Genomic DNA, 22,160 nt, shown 5'->3' with positions numbered 1-22,160 from the left:
AGACGTTCACCTGAATCCGCTACGTTCCAGAAAATTTGTCAGAAAAAGAATGAACAGAGACAGCGAACTGAGAATAACCACCAAAATCAAGGCGGTGTTGTCGCGTCCCGACTGAACGGCTTCGTAGATTGCCATTGGCATCGTTTGCGTGACACCGGGAATATTCCCCGCAATCATTAAGGTTGCGCCAAATTCCCCTAAAGCGCGGGCAAAACTCAGGACAATTCCCGCGAGAATGCCTTTCCAGGCTAAAGGCAACCAAACGCGCCAAAGTATTTGCCCATTCGATTGACCCAATGTCGCAGCAGCTTGTAAGTAAACGGGGTCAACACTTTCTAAAGCTGCTTTTGTAGTTTTTACCATCAGCGGTAACGCCATAATGCTTGCCGCTAAGACTGCACCTTGCCAGGTAAAAATGGGCGTCCAACCAGTCGCTTCGTAGAGAGGGCGTCCGATTAACCCTTGGCGTCCAAAGAGAACAAGCAGATAGAATCCCACCACAGTCGGCGGCAAAATTAAGGGCAGCGTGACGATAGCATCCACCCAGTTTCGACCGGGAAAGCGGTAACGTGCCAACAGGTAGCCCAGCAGTCCTCCCGCGATCGCAACAAAGACGGTGGAAATCAGCGCCACCCACAACGATAAGCGCAAAGCGGAGAACAGTGCTGAGGACTGAGGACTCAGCACTTTATTCAGTCCCCAGCACTTTCTTTAAGTTCAACCGCAAAGGTGAGAACGGTTTCATCGATGCCTTTGAGCTTGAGTGGGCTGCACTTGGTCATTTCCTGCTCGTCCAGGTAATCGGCAACGGCAGCAGAAACCAGGATGCAATTCGGCTCCGCTGCTTCTTGAAGGCGAGAGGCAATATTCACGCTAGGGCCGATAGCCGTGTAATCCGACCGTTGATTGCCTCCGAACATTCCCACCACGGCAGTTCCTTGGTGAATGCCGCAGCGGAACTGGACGGGTGCGCGATCGCTCGTGCCGACAATGCCTGCTTCCAACCATTTCTGATTGAGTTGCTCCAAAGAAGCGTGCATTTGCCGCGCCGCACCGATCGCCCGTCGTACCTGCTCGTTGGGTGTCAGTTCCTCTGGGGCACCAAACAACGCTAAAATTGCGTCCCCCATAAACTTATCCACCGTGCCACCGTTATCAAACACGGCTTTGGTCATTGCTTCTAGATATTCATTCAGCAACTCAGCCACTCGTCGCGCTCGTAAGGTATTTGCCAAACTGGTAAAACCCACGATGTCGCTAAATAAAACCGTAACCAACCTAGGTTCTGGACTCAAATCCAGCTTCAGTTCGCCTTTTGCCGCCTTCTGCACCATCGTTGGAGGTAAAAAGCGTTTCAGCACCGACTCAGTCAGGTAAGAATTCAGCTCCACCACCCGGCGCTCATTTTCCTTGAGCGCTAGCAAATTGTGGACTAATGCTAACAATTCCCGGTCGTTAAATGGCTTAGCCAGATAAGCATCCGCTCCCCTCTCAGTGCCTTCAATGCGAGTATCTTCGTCTACTTTGGCAGTGAGCAAAATAATCGGCGTTCCCTTAAGTTCTGGGTTTTCTCGGAGCATCCGAATCATATCCAAACCGGACACAAAGGGCATCATCAAATCCGTCACGATCAGATCGGGTCGCCTTTCCTTCGCGACGGCGAATCCTTCGTTGCCGTTGCGAGCCATGCAAACTTGATAGCCATCATTTAGCAAAATCCGAGACACATAAGCTCGTAAATCTGGATTGTCGTCCACCACTAAGACGGTGTGGATGACGGAGGAATTGACGCTGGAGGCGGATACTGGTTGCGACTCCGTTGGTAGTGAATTCAGAGAAGATGCTGCTTCATCCTGTCTCAAAAGTTCCCAGTCTCCAGTTTCTTCTTCCACCTCCAAATCTGCCAGTTCCACAGCAGCGCGATTGGATTGGACTTCAGTTGGCACTTCCAACACCTGATCCAGCGGTAGGTGTGCGGTTCCAGTTTGCAGCCAAACGGTAAAGGTGCTGCCTTCTCGGTAAACCGACTCGACAGAAATTTGACCGCCGTGGAGTTCCACCAATTCTTTCACCAGCGCTAAACCCAAGCCACTGCCTTCATAGGAGCGGTTGACTGACCCTTCCGCTTGACGGAAGCGCTCGAACAGATGGGGGATTTGTTCCGGGCGAATGCCAATGCCAGTGTCTGAAACCTGGATTCGGACATGATCTCCAGCGGGTTGCACTAGCACGGCTATCGTACCTCCCGCTTCGGTAAATTTCATAGCATTGGAGAGAAGGTTGTAGAGTACCTTGTCAAATCTTTCTAAATCTAAATAAACTGGCTGACAGGGTTTCATTTCGAGTGTCAGCTGCAAGCCTTTTTTCTCGCAGTAGGGGCGAAAAGCTTCGACAATGGTTTCGATAAATTCTACTAAGTTACAAGGACGGAAACTGGCTTGCATTCGACCGGCGTCGAGTCGTTGGATATCCAGCAGTTGATTGACCAGTCGCAGTAAGCGGCGGGAGTTGCGTAGGGCGATCGCAGCTTGGTCGTAGGGCATATCCTGATGCTGATTGACCGCTGACTCTAGCGGCCCTAGCATCAGAGTCAGCGGCGTGCGAAATTCGTGAGAAACGTTCTGGAAAAACTCGGTTTTCTGCCGGTCTAATTCCAGTAACCGCTCCGCCTGCTGCCGAGTTTTTTGATACAGTCGGGACTGCGTGACTGCGATCGCTGCCTGTGCTGCCACCGCCTGCGCTAATTCAACCTCTGAAGCGTGCCAGCGGCGAGGTCGGTTCGTTTGGCGCAAGGTAATGCTACCAATAATCTGACCATCGGAGAGTAACGGTACCACCAACAGCGCCCGCGCCGGACTCCGCAGCGGGAGATCGAACCCGTTCATTTCCGGGTTCCGATCCAGATCGTGGACTGCCACCGGGTGTTGTGTATTTAGCAGCTGTTGCAACACCGGATTTCCGGCAATTGGGACTACCGAGTGGGGCAATTGAGGATTCTTCGCTTGCAGGGGCGAAGCATGATTGCCGAGATGCGGAGCTAATTGCATTTTGGTGACAAATGCTTCGCTTGTACGGTCGAAAATCGGGTCCTCGCTCACCGATGTATCCAGCACCAGGCTTTCTGCCCCGTCATACAAGCCCACGCACTGAACAAACTCATCCTCCCTACGCCACAGAGACAGGGCACAGCCATCCACTTGCAAGGCTTGTCCCAACTGTTGTGTAATCGCCGCAAAGATGTCCTGCGGGTCAAGGCTGGAGCGGATTGCCGTTGTAATCGTATTGACAAGTGCCTCTCTTTGTGCGAGCCGAGAAACCTGTTCGTAAGCCCGCGCTTGAGAAAGAGCCAGAGCCGCTTGATCCGCCACCATCACCACCAGCTGAATCTCATCATCCTGCCAGACGCGCGGCTGTCCGCACTGGTGCAGCGCCAGAACTGCCATCAATTCCAGTTGGCAATACAGCGGCACCACCAAGCTAGAGTGGATATCCGCCTGTCGCATTGCCTCTAGGCGTTGCCTAATTACAGGGGTATCGCCTGGAAGTCGCTCATCCGTTTCGACATCATTAATGACTTCTACATCGTGCGTTTCCCACACCAACTGGCTGAGAACTGAGGACTGAAGACTCAAGACTGAGTGGGGATCTTCATTGTGCTGCCCAGTCTCGCTCTCTCCCAAAGAAGACTCAGGGAGCAAAACTGAAGACGGAGCCGTATATTCTAGTGACTCCTGACTCCCGCCTTCTTCCTCCGTCCTCTGTCCTGCCGTTCTCTGTCCTGACGATGGACTCAGTTCGGAAATGATGAGTCCTGAGGATTGCCGCTTGCCTTTTGCCTCTTGTCGCTGATAAATGAATCCTTCATCTGCCATCCCGTCTTCCTGGAAGGGACGCAAAATGCACACGCTGACCTCCAGCATATGACCCACGGTTTCCACAATCGTCTGGAGGACTTGCTGAAGGGGCGAACCGCCCCGCCGGTACTGGGCGTTGCGAATGGTATTCGTGACTGTATTGAGCAGCGATTCGCGGCGCAGCGTCCGGCATAGTTCCTCAGTCCGAACCTTCAAAACGTTGTGGGTATCCATTGCCTGCTGCACCAGCGCTTTTAGCTCAGCTGCATCCCAGGGTTTGGTGACGTACTTGAAGACCTTTCCGGCGTTGATAGCTTCCACCAAATCTTCCACATCGGTGTAACCCGTCAAAATAATCCGGATAATATCTGGGTACTGGGTGGCGGTGAGGCTGAGAAATTCTGTGCCGCTCATCAGGGGCATCCGCTGATCCGAGATGATCACGGCAACATCCCCCTCATGCGCCAGAATCTCCAGCGCCGCAGGGCCGTTATCTGCCCTGAGTACCTTATATTCTCGATGAAAAGTGCGATAGAGCAGGTCGAGGTTATCGGGTTCGTCATCGACGACCAGAATTTTGGGCTTTTTACTGGCTTGGGATTTCATGCCCCGCTCTCCTGCTGTAGTATGGTGCAGCTCATGCCTACGCCCATGCAAATGCAAAACAGTCTCCATTTCATGCACAGATTATTCCAGCGATTGAGATGGAAAAGCAGATGGGAGATAAAGATAGACGCTCCCTATCCAAGCTACTATCCGCATCCCACTGTTTCCGAATCCGGAAGCTGTGGAAATTGCCTGGTTGCACCCTAATTAATCTTAATTTTTCAGTTTCAGTACTGCTGTACCTTCTGGTGTCGATTTTCGAGAAACACCCCGGTTCTGGCTCATGCTCCCCGCTCCCCTTGCGGGGAAGCCTTGGTCCTACCCAACAGCGGTTCCTGAGAAATCGGGGTAGGGTGTAGGCAATGCTTATGGTCGTCAGACGACTGACAACGAACCTACCCAGTTCAATAACTTTTTGGGGAGAAAATGCACTTGTCACTTACTTTTTATTTAAAATACCCGCTCTTCATTTCTGACTTTAACGTTTGGGCGTGGATCTCAGTTATAACTACTGCGATCGCGCTTCCATATCCCCTGCTCCGAAATTGATCGATAACAGGCTGTTAGAGAAATACCTGGACGAGCGCTGCTGCTCCGGACAGGATAGCGATGCTGGCTCTACCGTCCGATGCCAATTTTCCCTAGGCCGATGCACTCCTTGTACAATAGTATCCTTGCTGGAACAAAAGAAGCTTTGCCTAAGGTAGGCATTCTTCCAGGCTAGGGCAACCTAGAAACTCTCCAGCCTAGCAACTTGTCAATCTTCCCAGTTAATTCATTTTGCTCCAGTACCCCGATCTTAAACCTGCAAAAATCACTGCAAAATGATCTAGGATGAAACCTGCTAGATATCCAATTTACGCTCGGCTGTGAATCCCTGCTTTCCACTCTTGCACCGCCAACCTGAAAGAGCCGCACAACCGAATGGTGCCTCTCACTTTATCATCCGGGCAGCCCACCAAAATGATGTGACCAGCCTCACCGAGATCCTGGCAGATAGCTTTCACCCTCGGTCAGGAATTTGGGCTTTGGCCTATCCGTTATTTCGACTAGGAATTTACGAAGATTTACGCAATCGACTGCGCTTGATTCCTCCGAATTACATCTGTTTAGCCGCTGTCGCTCCGGGTAGTACCAATCAGGGGAGAGGAGAGGATTCATCCCCGTCCCTAAAAGCACAAGAACGCCAAGGAACAAATGCTGATTCCGTGGTAGGGACGGTTGAAATGGGGCTTCGTCCCTGTTCCTGGCAACCGTGGAGTTCTCAATATCCTTACATCTCGAATTTGGCTGTCCACCGCTCGTGTCGGCGACGGGGAGTCGCGCAGCAGTTACTGCTGCGCTGCGAACGAACCGCAGTGGAATGGGGATTCTGCGACCTCTACCTGCACGTGTTAGAAAACAATCATCAAGCACGGCAGCTTTATCTGAAGGCGGGATATCACCTACACCATAGCGATCCCAGCTGGAGTGACTGGCTGCTGGGGCGTCCTCGACGGCTGTTCTTGCACAAACACTTGCCTTGTGGAAGCTAAAATAACCCTCCCCTCGCCTCCCTGAGATTCTCTAGATTTGAGGATGATTGGGTTGAAAATTGCTAGCTAGAAAAGACGTTTAATCAATTCAATCAGTCTTTAAATCAGTCAGTGACTCTTGCTTGTCGCAACTTCACATTAACTTTAAACAATTGTCACTTTTGGGGGTAGATTATTGAAGAATACCCAACATAGTAAGGTTGTGGGCGACTACTGGCTGGTATATTTCCTGCGCTCGGACAAGATGCCATAAAATAAAATTAAGAATTACCGCTTGGTGACTTATACTAATGTCAAATGTTTTGATAATGTAATTATTGTTTACATACATAATAGATGGCAAACTGAATCTCAAGCTTGCAATCCATCCAGAACTAACAGACTTGGGTTTGCCTCTGTACTTCCGGTTCGGGTGCATGCCCAAAGAAAAAATATAGCAGTAAGAGTTGACATGGATAGCGACAACCAACAGCGCTACCAGACTGTCCTATACAAAGCGGATGCCAATCAAAGCCCTACCTGTGTCGCCCGCTCTCAAGGCTCTAATGGCATGAATAATGAAAGCCCGAACCCTGACGAGGAATCGTCTGATATCCTTAATCAGCTGCATGATAAACATCTGTTAATCGTGAATAGTCGCCGTCGGAATGGCTTGATCCTCTACAAACACTACCATGCAGAGTTTGCTGGGCCAGGAGCGGCTGTGGGCGGATTGTTTGATGTGGATGCGAAATGGGTGTTGCCAGTGGGCAATTTGTCGTTGGTAACTCCTGAATCCGCTCAGGAACGGCAGAATGCTTATTTGATTCGGAGACAGTGGATTCGACTCACGAAACAAATTACGGATAACCCCGTGCCGCTGCAACGAGCACAGAAGATCCTCGAACAGTTTAAGCAGTTCTTTGGCACGGAGACGCTGACGCAAGTACCTGACGATGCCTTCGCGCTGTTGGTGGGGGTGTTGCCAGATACTATCCGCAGGGCACGGGATTTGGAGGATTAATTAAAAATTAAAAACTAGGAAGTTTTTAATTTTTAATTAATCCTGCTTAGTTGATTGCTTTTAAGGCTGCCAGGAGATGCTGGCGCGATCGCTCATTTTCTTCTTCACTGCCTACCGTCAGACGAATGCCGCCGCCGGTGTGACGAACTAAGGTTCCTAACTCTTTGAGTTGCTGCGCCAATCGAGTCAGGGCTTCCTCTGTCGGGAGACGCAGGTAGATGAAGTTTGAGGCACTGGGCCAAACTTGTAAATCCTGTTGCTCTTTGAGAAAATCGAGTAACTTTTCTCGTTCGCTAAGAATTTGGGGAATGCAGCTAAGTAGCAGTTGCCGCTGGGAAAGGGCAAGTAAAGCGGCAGCTTGGGTGAAGCTGGGGAGATTGTAGGGGAGACGGACTTTTTCGAGGGCGACGATGAGTTCTGGGTGAGCGATCGCATATCCTAGTCGCAGTGCTGCCAGCCGAAACGCCTTGGAAAATGTTCTGAGTACCACCCAGTTTGGATGCTGCGACAATTCACCCACCACGGTTGTCTGGCTAAATTCAAAATACGCTTCGTCAATGACCACCAAAATATGATCTGGCAAACTCCGCAGCCATTCCAACTCGGCGGTAGTTAAGGCGTTAGCGGTGGGGGAGTTGGGATGAACTACAAATACCACCCGGATTGGCGGATTCTGGGTTTCCTCAATCGCGGTTTGGGCAGCGGCAAGATCCATTTCAAAATTTGCTTCCTTGCGCCCGACACTCACCACAGGAATGCCCAGCGTCTTCGCCAGAATCGCGTACATGGAGAAGGTGGGATCGGCTACCAAAATTGAGCCTTCGTTGCCGAGACAGGTGGCAATCAGGAGGGAACGAATTAGTTCATCCGAACCGTTACCGACAGAGATATGGGCTGGGGTAATGGAGGTGTCTAAGGATTCGTTCGCGTATTGGGCGATCGCTTCTTTGAGTTGGGCATGACTGCCATCAGGATAGCGATTCGTCTCAATTAGCTGCTGATAAGTCCATGCCAATTTTTCTTTTAATTCTTTTGGTAAATCAAAAGGGCATTCATTGGTATCCAGCCGATCGATTGAAATTGAACCCGTGACTGGACTTCCTGATGCGCCGCCTGGGTGGGGCATATAGGCGCGTAACTGAGATAAATCTGACCGGATGAACGAGAACATAAATTCTTGATCTAACAACTAAAAACTATTTTTGATCCACCAGCGCGATCGCCGTGACTTCTGGCGGACAAAATAGGCGTCCGGGCCAATAGGTTCCCAGCCCCCGATTCACATATAGCTGGTTTTTTCCTACCTGATGCCACCCCTGCGCCCATTCCCAACGCTCTACCACTTTATTGCATTCCTTCATAAAAGGCACCCAACGCTGCATCGGTTTGGGAATCAGGTGACGGAAGTTTTGCAGCAGTTGCGGCGCTGGACCATATCCAGGAATTACTACTTGACCGCCATGAGTATGACCCGACAGTTGCAAATCCACCCGCCATTCTTGCAAAATCTCGGCAGTATCTGGGTTGTGAGATAAGACGATTCGGGGTGTATCCCGATCGAGTTGATTCATCACTGGCGCTGGATTAAAGTCCCGCGACCAAAAATCAGCCAGTCCGACTAAGGGTAATTCTTTTCCCAATGGATAAGCAATTTCATTGCAGAGTACATGAATCCCAATGCTAGTCAGGGCGTCTTGCACCACTTGTTTTGAATGACGATAATAATTATCGTGGTTGCCCAGTACGGCATAGACACCAGCGCGACCTTGCAAGTGTTTTAGCCGTTGCACTAGGGCGTGAATGGGAGATGGGTCATCAGTCACGAAGTCGCCAGTCAACAAAACCAGGTCGGGTTCGAGTTGATTGCTGACTTCAATTGCCTCTGCGAGTAGTGTTTCGGATAATCGCTTGCCATCGTAGTGCAAATCAGACAGTTGCACTAGCTTTGTGCCTTGCAAAGATGCCGGTAAACCCGCGATCGCTACTGTTAAATTTTCTACGCTTAAAGGTTCGGATAATATCCAGTGCATTTTGTCAACTTTTGCTATCTGGCGATTCCAGGATAGCTCAGAGATGCTATTTGTTGCCTTCCCGCCTGATTAAGGAGCGAAAGCAAAAGAATGGATTAAATCTTTTCAAGATTGCTTGACTGGGCTGGGTTATGGGCTTCTCGATTCGCTACCGTGCTTGCAATAAATACAAAAGCGATCGCTAAATGGTTCTTTTTACAATAGTTCTGAACTTGTTCAGAACATTTATCTGTGAATTTACTGATTTTTTCGTAAAAAACGGACAAATAGTCAATGTAAATACGGTTTTATAATTAGTAAATCTATCCTATGTTTATTATGAATAAATTTAAGTTTAGCCTATATTTAGGCACGAACGATGAATTGTAGTATTTTGGTAATTTGTATAAATTTGTCTAGGAAAGCTCAAAAGGTTTTTTCTATTAAAAGTTAACAATTAGTCAGTTATTGATATTTGCAAGAGTCCGCTTCTTATGATTAAAAAGACGGAGTTTATCGAATTTCCACAATCTTACTCCAGAAAAGCCGGTATTATTGTCACCCTAATTGGATGTGTTGTTTTATTGGGCTGGATATTAGATATTACAGCCCTTAAAAGCATTTTGCCAGGGCTGGTAAGCATGAAAGCCAACACAAGCATAGCCTTTATTCTGAGTGGGTTCTCTCTGTGTTTGTGGCACGACGCGGAACACAGAAGACAAAAGGCAAAAGATAACCGGAGAAAGTCTTCGTTTGACCTTTCTCAAGTGTTGGCGATCATCGTCATTTTAATCGGTTTATTGACACTAATTGAGTATGGGTTTGGATGGAATCTAGGAATTGACGAACTGCTGTTTAAAGACCCAGCAGGCGCTGTTGGCACCTCTGCACCAGGGCGAATGTCTCCCAATAGTGCCCTGAGCTTTTTCATGCTTGGCTCTGCCCTTCTGCTGTTATCTAAAAGAGCGTACCGTCCGGCTCAATGCTTTAGCTTAGGCGGGTTTTTGATTGGTTTTCTGGGTCTTTTGGGCTATATCTACGGCATCACCTCGTTGTACGGCAAGAGTTACAACACAGGTGTGGCGTTGCACACGGCGATCGCATTCATCCTGCTTTCCATCGGCATCCTGTTTGCTTGTCCGGATCGAGGACTGATGACAGTTGTTACAAGCGACAAAGCAGGCGGATTGATGGTGCGGCGGATGTCGCCAGCCGCGATTGGCATTCCCTCAGTATTGGGCTGGTTCATTTTATGCGGCTACCAATCTCAGATTTATGACAGCGAACTTGGGCTGGCTCTTTTTGGCGTATTCAACGTAGTTATTTTTGCCTTTCTAATTTGGTGGAATGCCAGATTCCTGAATGCGGTTGACAGCCAGCGCCACCGAGCAGAAGCAGCACTGAAACAGGTGAATCAAGAGCTAGAAGATAGAGTTGAGGAGCGCACGATCGAGCTGAGTCAACTGAACGAGCAATTACACCAGCGAATTGCCGAACACCAGGAGACAGAGGAGGCGCTCCAAGTAAGCTATAACCTCTTGAATGCAGTCATTGAAGGAACAACTGATATCATTTTTATCAAGGATCTTCAGGGTCGCTACTTAATGATCAACTCCACTGGTGCCAACCTACTTGGCAAGTCTGTAGAGGAGATGATTGGAAAGGATGACTCCGAGGTATTTCCACCTGAGGTCGCCCCTCAACTTATGGAGACTGACCGCAGAATTATGGCTTCTGGGACAACTCAGACGTTGGAGGAAATTGTCTATATCAATAACATCGCGGTGACGTATCTCTCAACAAAAAATATCTATCGCGATCCCCAAGGAAACGTTATCGGTTTGATTGGGATGTCGCGAGACATTAGCGATCGCAAGGCGTTGGAAAAAGAATTAGCGCGGCGCGAGCAGCTTTTGAACTCATTTATTAGCGTTGCGCCGGTCGGACTCTGTATTCTTGACGACCAGATGCGGTATCTGCAAATCAACGAAGCGCTAGCACACTTCAATGGCTTGTCTGTAGAAGAACATTTAGGAAGATCCCTGGCTGAAGTCTTGCCCGACGCTGCACAAGCGATCGAATCGACATTACGCAAAGTACTGACGACAGGCGAAGCGATTCTCAACATGGAGACGTGCGGTGAATTACCTGGCAATCCAGGCGTCCTGATGCACTGGTTGACTTCTCAATTTCCCATACCTGGAGAAGATGGCAAGCCGATGGCTCTTGGTGCCACCGTGATGGATATTACTGCTCGCAAACAAGCTGAGGAAGCCCGTCAGGAGAAAGAAGTTCAGTTAAAAGAAAAAAATCAGCAGCTAGAACATACTCTCCAAGAACTCCAACGTACTCAAGGTCAATTAATTCAAAGCGAAAAAATGTCCAGTTTAGGACAATTGGTTGCAGGGATTGCTCACGAAATTAATAACCCAGTTAACTTTATCTTTGGGAATCTCACCCATGTCAGAGAATACACCCAAGACTTATTAAATCTATTGCGACTCTATCATCAACAGTATCCTAATTCAACGCCAGAAATTCAGGAGGAGATAGAAGCGATTGACCTAGATTTTATGATGGAAGATTTTCCTAACCTGTTGTCATCAATGAAGGTGGGGGCAGATCGCATCCGGGAAATTGTTCTTAGCTTGCGGAATTTTTCGCGAATTGACGAAGCTGAAATGAAAGCGGTTGATATTCATGAAGGAATTGATAGTACCCTAATGATTCTGCATAACCGCCTAAAAGCAAAACCGGATCATCCCAACATTCAGATAATTAAGGAGTACGGGCACTTACCTAAAGTTGAGTGCTACGCAGGACAACTCAATCAAGTGTTTATGAATCTGATCGCGAATGCCATTGATGCGTTGGATGAGTATAACAAACAGCGATCGCTTTCCGAAATCAAGGCAAATCCCAGCTGGATCAAAATTCGCACCGAGGTACTAGACTGCGATCGCGTGGTTATCAAAATTGCAGATAATGGCTCTGGAATGACAGAGGCGGTGAGACAACAGCTATTTAATCCCTTCTTTACTACCAAAGCCATTGGCAAAGGCACTGGACTGGGTTTGGCAATTAGCTACCAGATTGTTGTAGAAAAGCACAATGGTCAATTGCAATGTCTCTCAGCACCAGGTAGGGGAGCGGAGTTTATTATTGAGATTCCACTTCGCCAGATAGTTTAGGCAATCTATGCTTTAAATCTATCCTTTATGCGATCGCTACACTATCGCAACCAGTTGTTGAATCATCACCGCCAGCGCCGCCAAACCTAAGAGCGTCATTAATCCCGCAGGCATAAATTTGCGAGTTTTAAACAACCGGATGGCAAAGACAATGATGAGAACAGCGGTGACAACAGTTGCTAAAATCAGCCCCCACGCTTGTCCCTGCAATAACATCACGCCGCCGAGAATGAGTAATAAGCCGCTGATACTGCCAGAAATCAACGACGCTTTGCTTTGAGCTTGAGAGTAGCCCATGATGCCGCCGACAATGGCTAAAATTCCGTAAGCGATCGCGGCGATAGTACCCGGATTCATCTAGTTAAAACCTCATTGCTTGAATAGAACTTATTTCTAGCGTCGGGAGACAATTTACCATAGCTGAGATACACCACTCAGTTGATTAATGGATACTCAAGCGATCGCTTCAATCGAATTTCTGCAACGTCAAGCTGCTTCTCTGTTACTTTATCAATCCGTCCTCCGTGGGGAAGTCGGCACGGCTTTCCTGAATCTGCTACAAGCCTTAAGCAGCAACAACACCAATGGACTGGCTTGCCTGCAAGCTTACGGCACTTGGTTTCAAGCTTTAGCCGCCAGAAATCAAGGTTGGCAAGACTACCTAATTACCCAAATTCTCAGAACTGACAATCCTTTTAGCAAGCAAGTCCAGCAATCGTCTTTACTGCCTCCGGCGCTGGTAGCTGCTGCCCAGCACGATTTACAAGCCTTGCAGAGCCTCTACAATTGCAGTAGCGACCAGTTGAGCCGGTGGGTGCAAGCCACAGCCAAGTTACTCGCGGCACCAGTCGCCTGGAACCAGCAGCAGGATAGGGTAGGTGCAATTCACGAATTGCCCATTTGGGAGAAATTCCAAATGTCAGAAAATTGGGTAGATGTGCTGGAATCTTTAGCCGCTCATTATCAGCGATACGGAACGGGGCTGTTTGCTTCTTATCGGGCGTTACGCTGGCAATCTGGGCAGTTGGTAGGCATTTCATATGCCGATCCCGTGCAGCTTCCAGAATTAGTCGGCTACGAGTCTCAGAAAGACTCTTTGCTGAAGAATACAAAATTTTTACTCGCCGGTCATCCAGCTTTACACGTTTTGCTCTACGGCAGTCGTGGTAGCGGCAAATCTTCTTTGGTGAAGGGGTTGTTAAATGAGCCTGATACGGGAAACCTCCGCCTCGTCGAAGTTGCCAAATCTGAACTGAAAGATTTACCAACCATTATCGAGCAGTTGCGGGGTGTGCCTCAGAAGTTCATCATCTTTGTTGACGATCTCTCCTTTGAGGAGGATGACGACGCTTTCAAAGCTCTTAAAGTAGTGCTGGAGGGCAATTTAACCGCACGTCCTCAAAATGTGGTGGTTTATGCGACTTCCAATCGGCGGCATCTGATTCGAGAATTTTTTAGCGATCGCCCTCGTCCCAAGGACAATGAAGAAATTCACGCCTGGGATACGGTTCAGGAAAAGCTGTCGTTTAGCGATCGCTTTGGTCTGACTTTAACCTTTGAACCCGCCGATCAGAACACCTACCTAAGCATTGTTCACCATCTCGCAACCCAAGCCGACATTTCCCTCACTCAGGAAGATTTAGAGTATCGTGCCTTACAGTGGGCAACTCGCCACAACGGGCGTTCTGGACGTACAGCACGGCAATTCATTGACTTTCTCAGGGCAGATTTAGCTGTTACTGGTTCAGAATCTCGTAGATTAAACACATAATTAGAATTCTGTTCGTATGAATTAGAACTTGGGAAATGCTGACTTTATCTCACAAAAAATGATATGCGATCGGTTAAGGTAAGCAATCGGATTTTACTGGGTTTAATTGCCTTCGGTGTGAGCTTTTTCCTGAGCTTTATTGCCAACCGAGATTTCCCAAAAGCCTTGGTTACAGGTTTAATTACTGTACCTGCTACTTATGCAGGAGCCATTGTTGTACAAATTAAACAAAGAAAGCAGAAGTTTTTTCTACAAAATGAAATTCAAGCGATTTCCGACGAAAGACAAAACTTAGAGGATGATCTCTATTATTTGGAGTCAAGCCTAAACCAATTGCACGGACAAATAGCAGAAAGCTATAACCGAAGAGAGGTCATTAATCGGGAAGTGTCCACTTTAGGAGCTTATAGATACCAACTAGAAGAACAAGGGTTTATTCTCCAAACTCAACTTGAGGTTCTGGAAAGGCAAAAAGCAGAACTCAATGAATCCTTGTTGGCTGCAACATCGGAAAAGCAGAAAACAGAAACCAGCTTAAATTCCCTGAAAACAGAACTCAAGCGGCTGCAAGATCAAGTCACAGATAATCAGAGTCATAAAACAATCCTTGAGCAAGAAGTCACTAACCTTAAAAAACAAAAACGCCCTTTACAATCAGAAGTAGATAATCTACAAACTCAGCTTCAGATATTGGAATCACAAAGAGCAGCGCTGAATCAATCCCTGGGGCTTTTAAAAGTAGAATTAGGTCAATTGCAAGGGCAAGTATCCTCTTTGAATTTGGAATACAAGCAGTTAAAAAGTGGGGATTTAAATCCCCAAAAACCTCAAAAAAGGCAGTCCCAGGCAATTCCTTTTTTAGAAATACAAAGAAAACAATCAGTAGAAAACTTATCGGCGGAATGGACTGCTCTAAAAACAAAACTTACGAATGATGATATTCAGATAATCAAAGCCATAGTAGAGCAAAACAATCCAGGTGCAACTCTCAAGAAAATCGCTGAGACAAATATAACTATGCCTCAACTATTGATAGATGCAATAAACGAACGTGCTATAGATACCATTGGCGATTTTATCATTGAACCAGGTTCGGCATCGATTCCGCCTGCGATCGCAGAAGAACACTTGACAAAAGTGAAGAAGATGCTCGAAACTTAGTTTTACAAAACTAACAATTTATCAAAATTTATTATAAAACCTAAGTAAACCGAATCAAAAACCTCACCTCATTCCTCGTAGGTGAGACAGAATGAGAAACGTCAAAGCTTTGTCCGCCTATATAGCAACAAATAAATTATTTTAAATCATGACGAAAATCAAAATTACCAAAAGAATATCGAATGCTTTAATCAGTTCTCTTGGTGCAGGTGTTGTTCCTAGAATCGGTCTGGAACATATTGCTGTCGGACGCGAAAAAGAAGTCAAAGCTATTTTACAGGATTTCGATAATATTGGCGAAGGCGGTGCCGGGTTTCGCTTCGTTGTAGGACGCTATGGTTCCGGTAAAAGCTTTATGCTACAACTGATTCGCAACCACGCGATGGAAAGAGGTTTCGTAGTAGCTGATGCTGATTTATCTCCCGAACGGCGACTCGCAGGAACTGACGGAAAAGGGGTTGCAACTTATCGGGAATTAATGCAGAATCTTTCCACCAAAATTCGCCCAGAAGGTGGCGCTTTCACACCCATTTTGGAAGGATGGATTAATAATATTCAAAACCAAGTTGCACAAGAAAGCGGGATGCGACCCAACGACACTGGGTTTGATGATAAAGTAGAAGAGAAAATTCGGGAAGTCGTTAAGGATATAGAAGGCTTAGTTCACGGGTTTGACTTTGCGAATGTCATCATCGCCTATTGGCGCGGCTATCGTTCTGATGATGATGATAAAAAGGAAGCGGCGCTACGTTGGCTTCGAGGAGAATTTGGAACTAAAACTGAGGCAAAAACTGGGCTAGGAGTGCGTGTCATCATTGATGATGAAACTTGGTATGACTACATCAAGCTAGTTGCAAAGTTTGTTTCAGATATTGGCTACAAAGGGCTTTTAATTTTGGTGGATGAAGCCGTTCATTTGTACAAAATTACTCATACCGCTTCTCGTCAAAAAAACTACGATAAGCTATTGGCAATGTTCAACGATACGATGCAGGGAAGAGCAGAAAATCTTGGCATTTTTATCGGAGGAACGCCCGAATTTGTGGAGGACAAACGCCGGGGGTTGTACAGTGATGAAGCATTGCGATCGCGCTTAAGCAGCCGTGTCAAAGGAGGTCATCAGGATACCTCAGCACCCGTCATCCAGCTAGAAATATTAACCAAGCAAAATATATCCGAGCTTTTGCACCGATTGGTGGATATTCATGCTACCCATTACAACTATAATAAAACTCTGAAACCGAGTGACTTGCAAGAGTTTATGCAAGAAGTTGTCAATCGCTTAGGTGCAGACAAATTCTTGACACCCCGTGAAGTTGTCCGCGATTTTATCAGTATTTTGAATATCCTTCAACAAAACCCCAACATCTCTTTCAGAGAACTCATTCATGGTTCCAATTTTAAACCGACTTCTCCTAGCAAGAACCCAGAGGTAGATGGGAATACTGAATTTGCAGAATTTACCCTATGAGCGAACAGGCTTTTGCTAAATTAGCGCCTTTTATTCAAGAATACATTTACACCCAAGATTGGACTGAATTAAGAGACGTTCAAGTTGAAGCCTGTAAGGTTATTTTTGAAACAGATGCTCACTTGTTAATCGCCGCCGGAACTGCATCGGGGAAAACAGAAGCAGCTTTTCTTCCAGTTCTTACTTTATTACATCAAAAACCATCTACAACGATTGGGGCACTTTATATTAGCCCCATAAAAGCATTAATTAACGACCAATTTGAGCGTCTAAATGACCTTTTAAAGGAAGCAGATATTCCAGTCTGGCACTGGCACGGCGATGTTTCCCAGGCTCGTAAGAAACAACTCCTAAAAGACCCAAAAGGGATTCTGCAAATAACGCCAGAATCTTTAGAGAGTCTCTTAATTAATAAAAATACTCAACTGTTTCGCTTGTTCGGAGATTTACGTTTTGTCATTATTGATGAAATCCATGCTTTCATGGGTTCCGAACGGGGTTGCCAAATTCTCTGCCAGTTGGCACGCCTTTCAAAATTTGTAAAAAATCCCACCCGTCGGATTGGTTTATCGGCTACCCTTGGCGATTACTCACTCGCTGAAGACTGGCTGCGACTGGGAACCAAAACGCCAGTCATTACTCCGGATATCGAGGGAGGAAAACGAAAGATCAATCTGGCTTTAGAGCATTTTTTTGTTTCTCCCGTTGAAACAGATGAGACTGATAATTTAGTTGTTACTCCTTACTACAGGCATATCTTTGATATCACTAAATCTCGAAAAAGCCTGATCTTTGCTAACAATCGCTCAGATACAGAATCAGTGATTGCCAGCCTGCGTGAAATAGCCGAAGCTGAAGGATTACCAGATATTTATCACGTCCATCATGGCAGTATTTCTACCTCCTTAAGGGAAGCGGCTGAGGATGCCATGCGCGATACCAAAGTTCCATCTGTTACTGCTGCAACTATCACGCTTGAATTAGGAATCGATCTCGGTCAATTAGAGCGAGTCATTCAATTAAACGCGCCTTTATCTGTATCCAGTTTCTTGCAGCGATTGGGACGTTCGGGAAGGCGAGGAAGCGCGGCAGATATGCGGTTTGTTTGCGCGGAAGAGGAACTATCAACAGAGGAATCGCTTCCTAATCTAATTCCTTGGCAACTGTTGCAATCTATCGCAATTATCCAACTTTATTTAGAAGAACGTTGGATTGAGCCAATCAAGCCGGTTAAATACCCTTTTAGCCTTTTATATCACCAAACAATGAGTATTTTAGCAGCGATGGAGGAACTCTCTCCCGCAGCTTTAGCTCAGCAAGTTTTAGGCTTACCACCCTTCGCAGCTATATCTAAAGATGATTTTAGGCAATTGCTACGAAACTTGATAGGAATTGACCACATTCAGCAGACTGAGGGAGACAAATTAATTATCGGATTAGCTGGGGAGAAAATTGTAAAAAATTTTCATTTCTATGCCGTTTTTTCCGACACGGTTGAGTATGCTGTTAGGGATGAATCGATGGAAATTGGCAGTATCCTGATGCCTCCACCTGTTGGCAATTGCTTTGCCTTGGCAGGGAGAACGTGGGAAGTTTTGGATAGCGATGTTAAAACAAAAACGGTTTTTGTCAAGCAAGCGCAAGGTCAAGCTAAAATTTCTTGGCATGGTGGCAGTAGCAATATTCATACAAAAGTTCTTGAACGGATGCGAAAGGTTCTTTTTGAGGATATGCAGTATAGCTATTTGCAAAGTAATGCTAAAAAGCGCCTGAATGAAGCTCGTCAATTAGCTCGATTTGGGGAATTTGAAAGAAATAATATTGTTTCATTAGGAAGCAAAACTTGCTGCATATTTCCTTGGATGGGTACTGTCGCTTACCGCACCTTGGAAAGGTTTCTAAATTTCTTTGGTAGAGAGTCTCTGGATATCAAGAAGATTGGGGGTCAAGCTCCATACTTTATGACCGTTAAACTTGGAAAGGATGGGGTTGAAGAGCTTGGCTCGGAAATCCTGGCGTTTGGCAATAAAAGGATTACGGCGTTAGATTTAGTTGCTGTTGAAGAACGTTTAAAAATGCAAAAGTATGATGAGTTTATTCCTAGCAAGCTGCTTCGTAAAGCTTTTGCTTTCGATTGTCTAGATGTTGGAGAGCTGAAGAAAATTATTAGTGGTTGGTAGATGAGAGAATAGAAAGGCTAGAAGAAGCGTAAAACAAAGTTTAAGGCGAAGCGATCGCATCTATCTATAAATGTCATTTACTTATACCCGAACGATTCGTTTTCAGGATACCGACGCCGCCGGTGTTGTCTACTTTGCTAATGTCTTGGCGATGTGTCACGAAGCTTATGAAGAATCCCTAGCGGCTTTGGATATCAATCTCAAGTTGTTTTTCAGCAACCCGAATGTTGCGATTCCTATTGTTCATGCCAGCGTTGATTTTTTCAGTCCGATGTATTGCGGTGACAAAGTAGTTATTCAGTTAATTCCTCAACATCTTTCATCTGAAAAATTTGAAGTTAATTACCAATTTATTGCAGAGAATCGGGTAGTCGCACAAGCAATTACTCGGCACGTTTGCATCGATGCAGCTACTAGAAGTAGAAAAGAAATTCCGGTGGAGATGATTCGATGGCTCCAGCAATTGAAGGAAGAAGAGGAATAAACCGCATTAGCGTTCGCGTAGCGGCGCGGATGCGCGAGAGGGATGCGCGTTAGCGCTTTAGACGTAAAGGACGCAAAGAGAGAGTAGAAGAGAGAGTTTATAGAGTTCGTTAGACTTCGTTATGCTGTTACTAAAATACCCTATTATAAGCAATTTTTTTTAGCTGTTCGCGGTTCACTTTTCCCTGAGCGTTTCTTGGTAATGTTTCTACTGGTACCCAATATTTAGGGCGTTTAAATTTGCTCAATTTATCTTCAATTTCTATTTTTAGAGTATAAGTAGAAATGTCTGATTTACTGGGAACATAAACGGCTGTTACGATTTGTCCCCAGTGAGAGTCAGGTAAACCAATTACGCAGACATCAGCAACTAAACCTGTAGCTCGAATTGCAGCTTCTACTTCAGAGGGGAAGACGTTTTCGCCACCCGTGATGATTTTGTTACTGCTACGACCGATAATATTTAAATTACCCTGTTCGTCAATAAAGCCTAAATCATCTACTTGGAAATGTTGTTGATTAGGAAATTTTTCTGGATAGTAACCAAGTGCCAAAGAACCAGATTTAATTGTAACATTTCCTACTTGATTAATTTCTAATATCTCGCTGCTAGAACTACAAATTGTTACTTTGGCATGGGGGAGAATCTGACCGCAATTGTTAGTACCGTTGAGAAAAGATTCTGGTTTGAGGGTGGCAATTTGTGAGGCGGTTTCTGTCATGCCATAAGTGGGTGCTAAGCGGATGCTGTGGCATCTCGCCTCTTCCAGAAGTTCTATCCACGCAGGGGCACCTCCCAAAAGCACTGTCTGAAAGCGGGATAACCAAGCGGTTAAATCTGGATTGTGGAGGAGACGTTGCAGTTGAGTGGGTACTAAGGATAGAAAAAATTCAGATGGATCAATCTCGCACTTTTCACTAGATTCTAATTGTTTAAATGGCACAATTACTAATCTTCCTTCAGAGGTGAAGGAACGCATAAATTGCATCAAACCGCTGACATGATACAGGGGCAATACACAAAAAGAATTTACTTGATTTATTTGAAAATACTGTCTAAAACCTTGTACGGATGCCATTAAGGTTTTCCAGGTGTGGATGGCAAATCGAATCTGCCCTGATGAACCTCCGGTGGGAATCATAATCCAGTTGTTGCTAGTTGCAGAGACGCGATTTTTGTCTCTACAAGATGGGAAGGTTAAACGATAAGGGCAAGCTCCCCAAATTAGGTCTGGTTGGACTAAGTCAAAAACTTGTTGCCATTCGTGTTTAACCCAGTTGGGATTACAAAGGAAAACTGGACAACCGGCGGCACTGGCAGCAATGAAGCTGGCAAGAAATTGTATTGGTTCTCGCTCTGCTAGTAATATTTTTGGTTTATTTTCAGAGTTTGCAAGCAGGGTTAATTGATTAAATACTTGCTCGGCAATATTAATAAATTTGCGGCTGTCGTAACCAATCAGCCAGTCATCATTAGCACGTTCTTTAAGATAGTCTAGTGGCGATTCCATCAATTCTTAAATCTGATTTCTTCATCTTCGTCAAACCAGTGGTTGATGCCAAAACCGACTGCTCGATTGTGACGGGATAATTCTGCTGCTAGCTTTAATGCTGCCTGCCTACCAATAGCGGTTTCAAAGACGGAGGAGAAGACGGCATCAATTTCATGTTGTTGGCAAAATTGGCGCAAACGGGATGGAGAACCGGCGATGCAGGGCTTAATGACAAAAATCCCCCGCCAACCTTCACGGGACGCAGCTGCCATCTGGTCAATTGTAGCCACGGATTCATCTAAGGCGATCGCAGTGGCGTAGCACATACTTAATTCCGCCATCTCCTGAAATTGAGTCACAGACAGCGGTTGTTCAAGAAATTCAATTTCTACAGGTAATTCCTCCGCCTTAACATTGTCGCAAGTCCACAGCCACAGGTTTGCTTCCTCGTAACTGAGTCCCCCATTCGCATCTAGTCGCAGCTTTGCCGATGCTGGCAGTGTTTGGGTCAGTCGTTGGAAAATTTTTAGTTCGTCGGCAATTGGATAAACGCCAATTTTCCATTTGAAGGTGCGATATCCCTGGTTCCACAGCGTCTGCCATTGGCTTAAGGCAGCTTCGCCAGCAGGTAATAAGCCGCTGTAGCAAATAGATTTAGCGAATGAATTCGCGGCTACACAAACGAAGTCCGCCTTCGCGGACTGCACAGACGCAAAATTTCGCATCTCTACAAATAGATTTGAAATTTGCCCTTCGCTTTGCTCAAGGCTAAACTCCGGCAGGTTTGATTCGTATAGCCGCGACTGTACTCGGCAGGTATCTTCCCAAGCGGACTCGAAGCCAAATTGACAGGCGGGAAGGGCAGATGGGATGGAGAAAATCGTTTCATCGGTAATTTCCTCCGGCAGCTGGCGACAAAATGACAGCGCTTGCTCTAAGGTTTCGGAACCAAACCAGCTCAGGGGGGCGATTTCGCCCCAGCCGACTTGCCCGTTCTCATCAGTGAGGCGGAGGAGGATGCCCTCTCGAATGTCCCAGTTGCCGTGACTGGTAGAGAGCGATCGCACAAACCTCCGCCGGTAAGGACGAAACTCAAACCGATATTGCATGGTTACTGCCCAAGCCCCAACCTATCGGACTCCACGAAATAAATTTCAACAAAAACTCCTAGCGGCAGCCAGTTGAACCAGCTCAGCAACTTTACACAAACTTGACAAAACCTTGCAGTCATTGAAATAGAGTCAAACTCCAGGAAAGCATGGGGTGCTGGCTCTAGAAGCACTGATACCATCTTAAAAATTTATTTTCCTGATAAAAATTTGATAAAGGCTCCGTAGAAGTACTAGCCATCCTTGAATATGGTATGCCATAATTTCCTGACAAATGGCTCCCTGAGAGCGGAA

The 22,160-nt window shown here is 46.3% G+C and carries 15 protein-coding genes; 8 read left to right on the top strand and 7 right to left on the bottom strand.

Annotation, left to right across the window (positions count from 1 at the left end; genetic code table 11):
* Window positions 1-6 precede the first annotated feature (6 nt).
* Window positions 7-687, bottom strand: coding sequence for a molybdate ABC transporter permease subunit (gene modB / locus NDI44_RS11680; RefSeq protein WP_190414953.1), 681 nt, complete (start codon window positions 685-687; stop codon window positions 7-9).
* A gap of 5 nt (window positions 688-692) precedes the next feature.
* Window positions 693-4,460, bottom strand: a complete 3,768-nt coding sequence (locus NDI44_RS11675; RefSeq protein WP_190414952.1) for a response regulator — start codon at window positions 4,458-4,460, stop codon at window positions 693-695.
* An 869-nt stretch (window positions 4,461-5,329) separates the two neighbouring features.
* Here NDI44_RS11675 and NDI44_RS11670 point away from each other — a divergent pair.
* Window positions 5,330-5,995, top strand: a complete 666-nt coding sequence (locus NDI44_RS11670; protein ID WP_339380786.1) for a GNAT family N-acetyltransferase — start codon at window positions 5,330-5,332, stop codon at window positions 5,993-5,995.
* Window positions 5,996-6,446: 451 nt separating this feature from the next.
* Complete coding sequence (locus NDI44_RS11665) at window positions 6,447-6,998, top strand: hypothetical protein (protein ID WP_190414951.1); 552 nt, start codon at window positions 6,447-6,449, stop codon at window positions 6,996-6,998.
* A 46-nt stretch (window positions 6,999-7,044) separates the two neighbouring features.
* Here the strand turns inward: NDI44_RS11665 and NDI44_RS11660 are convergent, their stop codons facing one another.
* Both NDI44_RS11660 and NDI44_RS11655 read right to left on the bottom strand, forming a co-directional pair.
* Window positions 7,045-8,169 carry a histidinol-phosphate transaminase gene (locus NDI44_RS11660; protein ID WP_190414950.1) on the bottom strand — a complete coding sequence of 375 codons (1,125 nt, stop codon included), beginning with the start codon at window positions 8,167-8,169 and terminating at the stop codon, window positions 7,045-7,047.
* A 25-nt stretch (window positions 8,170-8,194) separates the two neighbouring features.
* Window positions 8,195-9,028 carry a metallophosphoesterase gene (locus NDI44_RS11655; RefSeq protein WP_190414949.1) on the bottom strand — a complete coding sequence of 278 codons (834 nt, stop codon included), beginning with the start codon at window positions 9,026-9,028 and terminating at the stop codon, window positions 8,195-8,197.
* A 473-nt stretch (window positions 9,029-9,501) separates the two neighbouring features.
* Here NDI44_RS11655 and NDI44_RS11650 point away from each other — a divergent pair, with 473 nt between their 5' ends.
* On the top strand, window positions 9,502-12,198 hold the full coding sequence (locus NDI44_RS11650) for a PAS domain-containing protein (protein ID WP_190414948.1): 2,697 nt from the start codon (window positions 9,502-9,504) through the stop codon (window positions 12,196-12,198).
* Window positions 12,199-12,234: 36 nt separating this feature from the next.
* Here the strand turns inward: NDI44_RS11650 and NDI44_RS11645 are convergent, their stop codons facing one another.
* Entirely contained in the window at window positions 12,235-12,555 is a 321-nt protein-coding gene (locus NDI44_RS11645) for a TMEM14 family protein (RefSeq protein WP_190414947.1), read from the bottom strand.
* An 88-nt stretch (window positions 12,556-12,643) separates the two neighbouring features.
* On the opposite strand from NDI44_RS11645, the gene NDI44_RS11640 reads away from it, so the two are divergent.
* From NDI44_RS11640 to NDI44_RS11620, 5 genes are all read left to right on the top strand, one after another.
* A complete protein-coding gene (locus NDI44_RS11640) occupies window positions 12,644-13,969 on the top strand; it encodes an ATP-binding protein (RefSeq protein WP_190414946.1) in 1,326 nt (441 codons plus the stop codon).
* A 117-nt stretch (window positions 13,970-14,086) separates the two neighbouring features.
* The gene (locus tag NDI44_RS11635) at window positions 14,087-15,130 is read left to right on the top strand and encodes a tellurite resistance TerB C-terminal domain-containing protein (protein ID WP_190414945.1); all 1,044 of its coding nucleotides are present in this window, start codon (window positions 14,087-14,089) and stop codon (window positions 15,128-15,130) included.
* Between the two features lie 148 nt (window positions 15,131-15,278).
* Window positions 15,279-16,601 (top strand): ATP-binding protein, encoded by a 1,323-nt coding sequence (locus tag NDI44_RS11630; RefSeq protein ID WP_190414944.1) that lies wholly within the window; start codon window positions 15,279-15,281, stop codon window positions 16,599-16,601.
* Entirely contained in the window at window positions 16,598-18,781 is a 2,184-nt protein-coding gene (locus tag NDI44_RS11625) for a DEAD/DEAH box helicase (protein ID WP_190414943.1), read from the top strand. The genes NDI44_RS11630 and NDI44_RS11625 overlap by 4 nt, the downstream gene beginning before the upstream one ends.
* A 70-nt stretch (window positions 18,782-18,851) precedes the next feature.
* Window positions 18,852-19,265, top strand: a complete 414-nt coding sequence (locus NDI44_RS11620; protein WP_190414942.1) for a thioesterase family protein — start codon at window positions 18,852-18,854, stop codon at window positions 19,263-19,265.
* A 130-nt stretch (window positions 19,266-19,395) separates the two neighbouring features.
* Here the strand turns inward: NDI44_RS11620 and NDI44_RS11615 are convergent, their stop codons facing one another.
* Together NDI44_RS11615 and NDI44_RS11610 are read right to left on the bottom strand one after the other, a co-directional pair.
* The gene (locus NDI44_RS11615) at window positions 19,396-20,775 is read right to left on the bottom strand and encodes a 2-succinylbenzoate--CoA ligase (protein WP_190414941.1); all 1,380 of its coding nucleotides are present in this window, start codon (window positions 20,773-20,775) and stop codon (window positions 19,396-19,398) included.
* Complete coding sequence (locus tag NDI44_RS11610; protein WP_190414940.1) at window positions 20,775-21,866, bottom strand: o-succinylbenzoate synthase; 1,092 nt, start codon at window positions 21,864-21,866, stop codon at window positions 20,775-20,777. The genes NDI44_RS11615 and NDI44_RS11610 overlap by 1 nt, the downstream gene beginning before the upstream one ends.
* Window positions 21,867-22,160: the final 294 nt, after the last annotated feature.

The sequence above is a fragment of the Trichocoleus sp. DQ-A3 genome, assembly GCF_039961975.1.
In the GTDB taxonomy this organism is placed as follows: Bacteria; Cyanobacteriota; Cyanobacteriia; order Cyanobacteriales; family FACHB-T130; genus FACHB-T130.
Note: the sequence above shows the minus strand (reverse complement) of the source record. Positions and strands in the feature narration are given on the sequence as shown.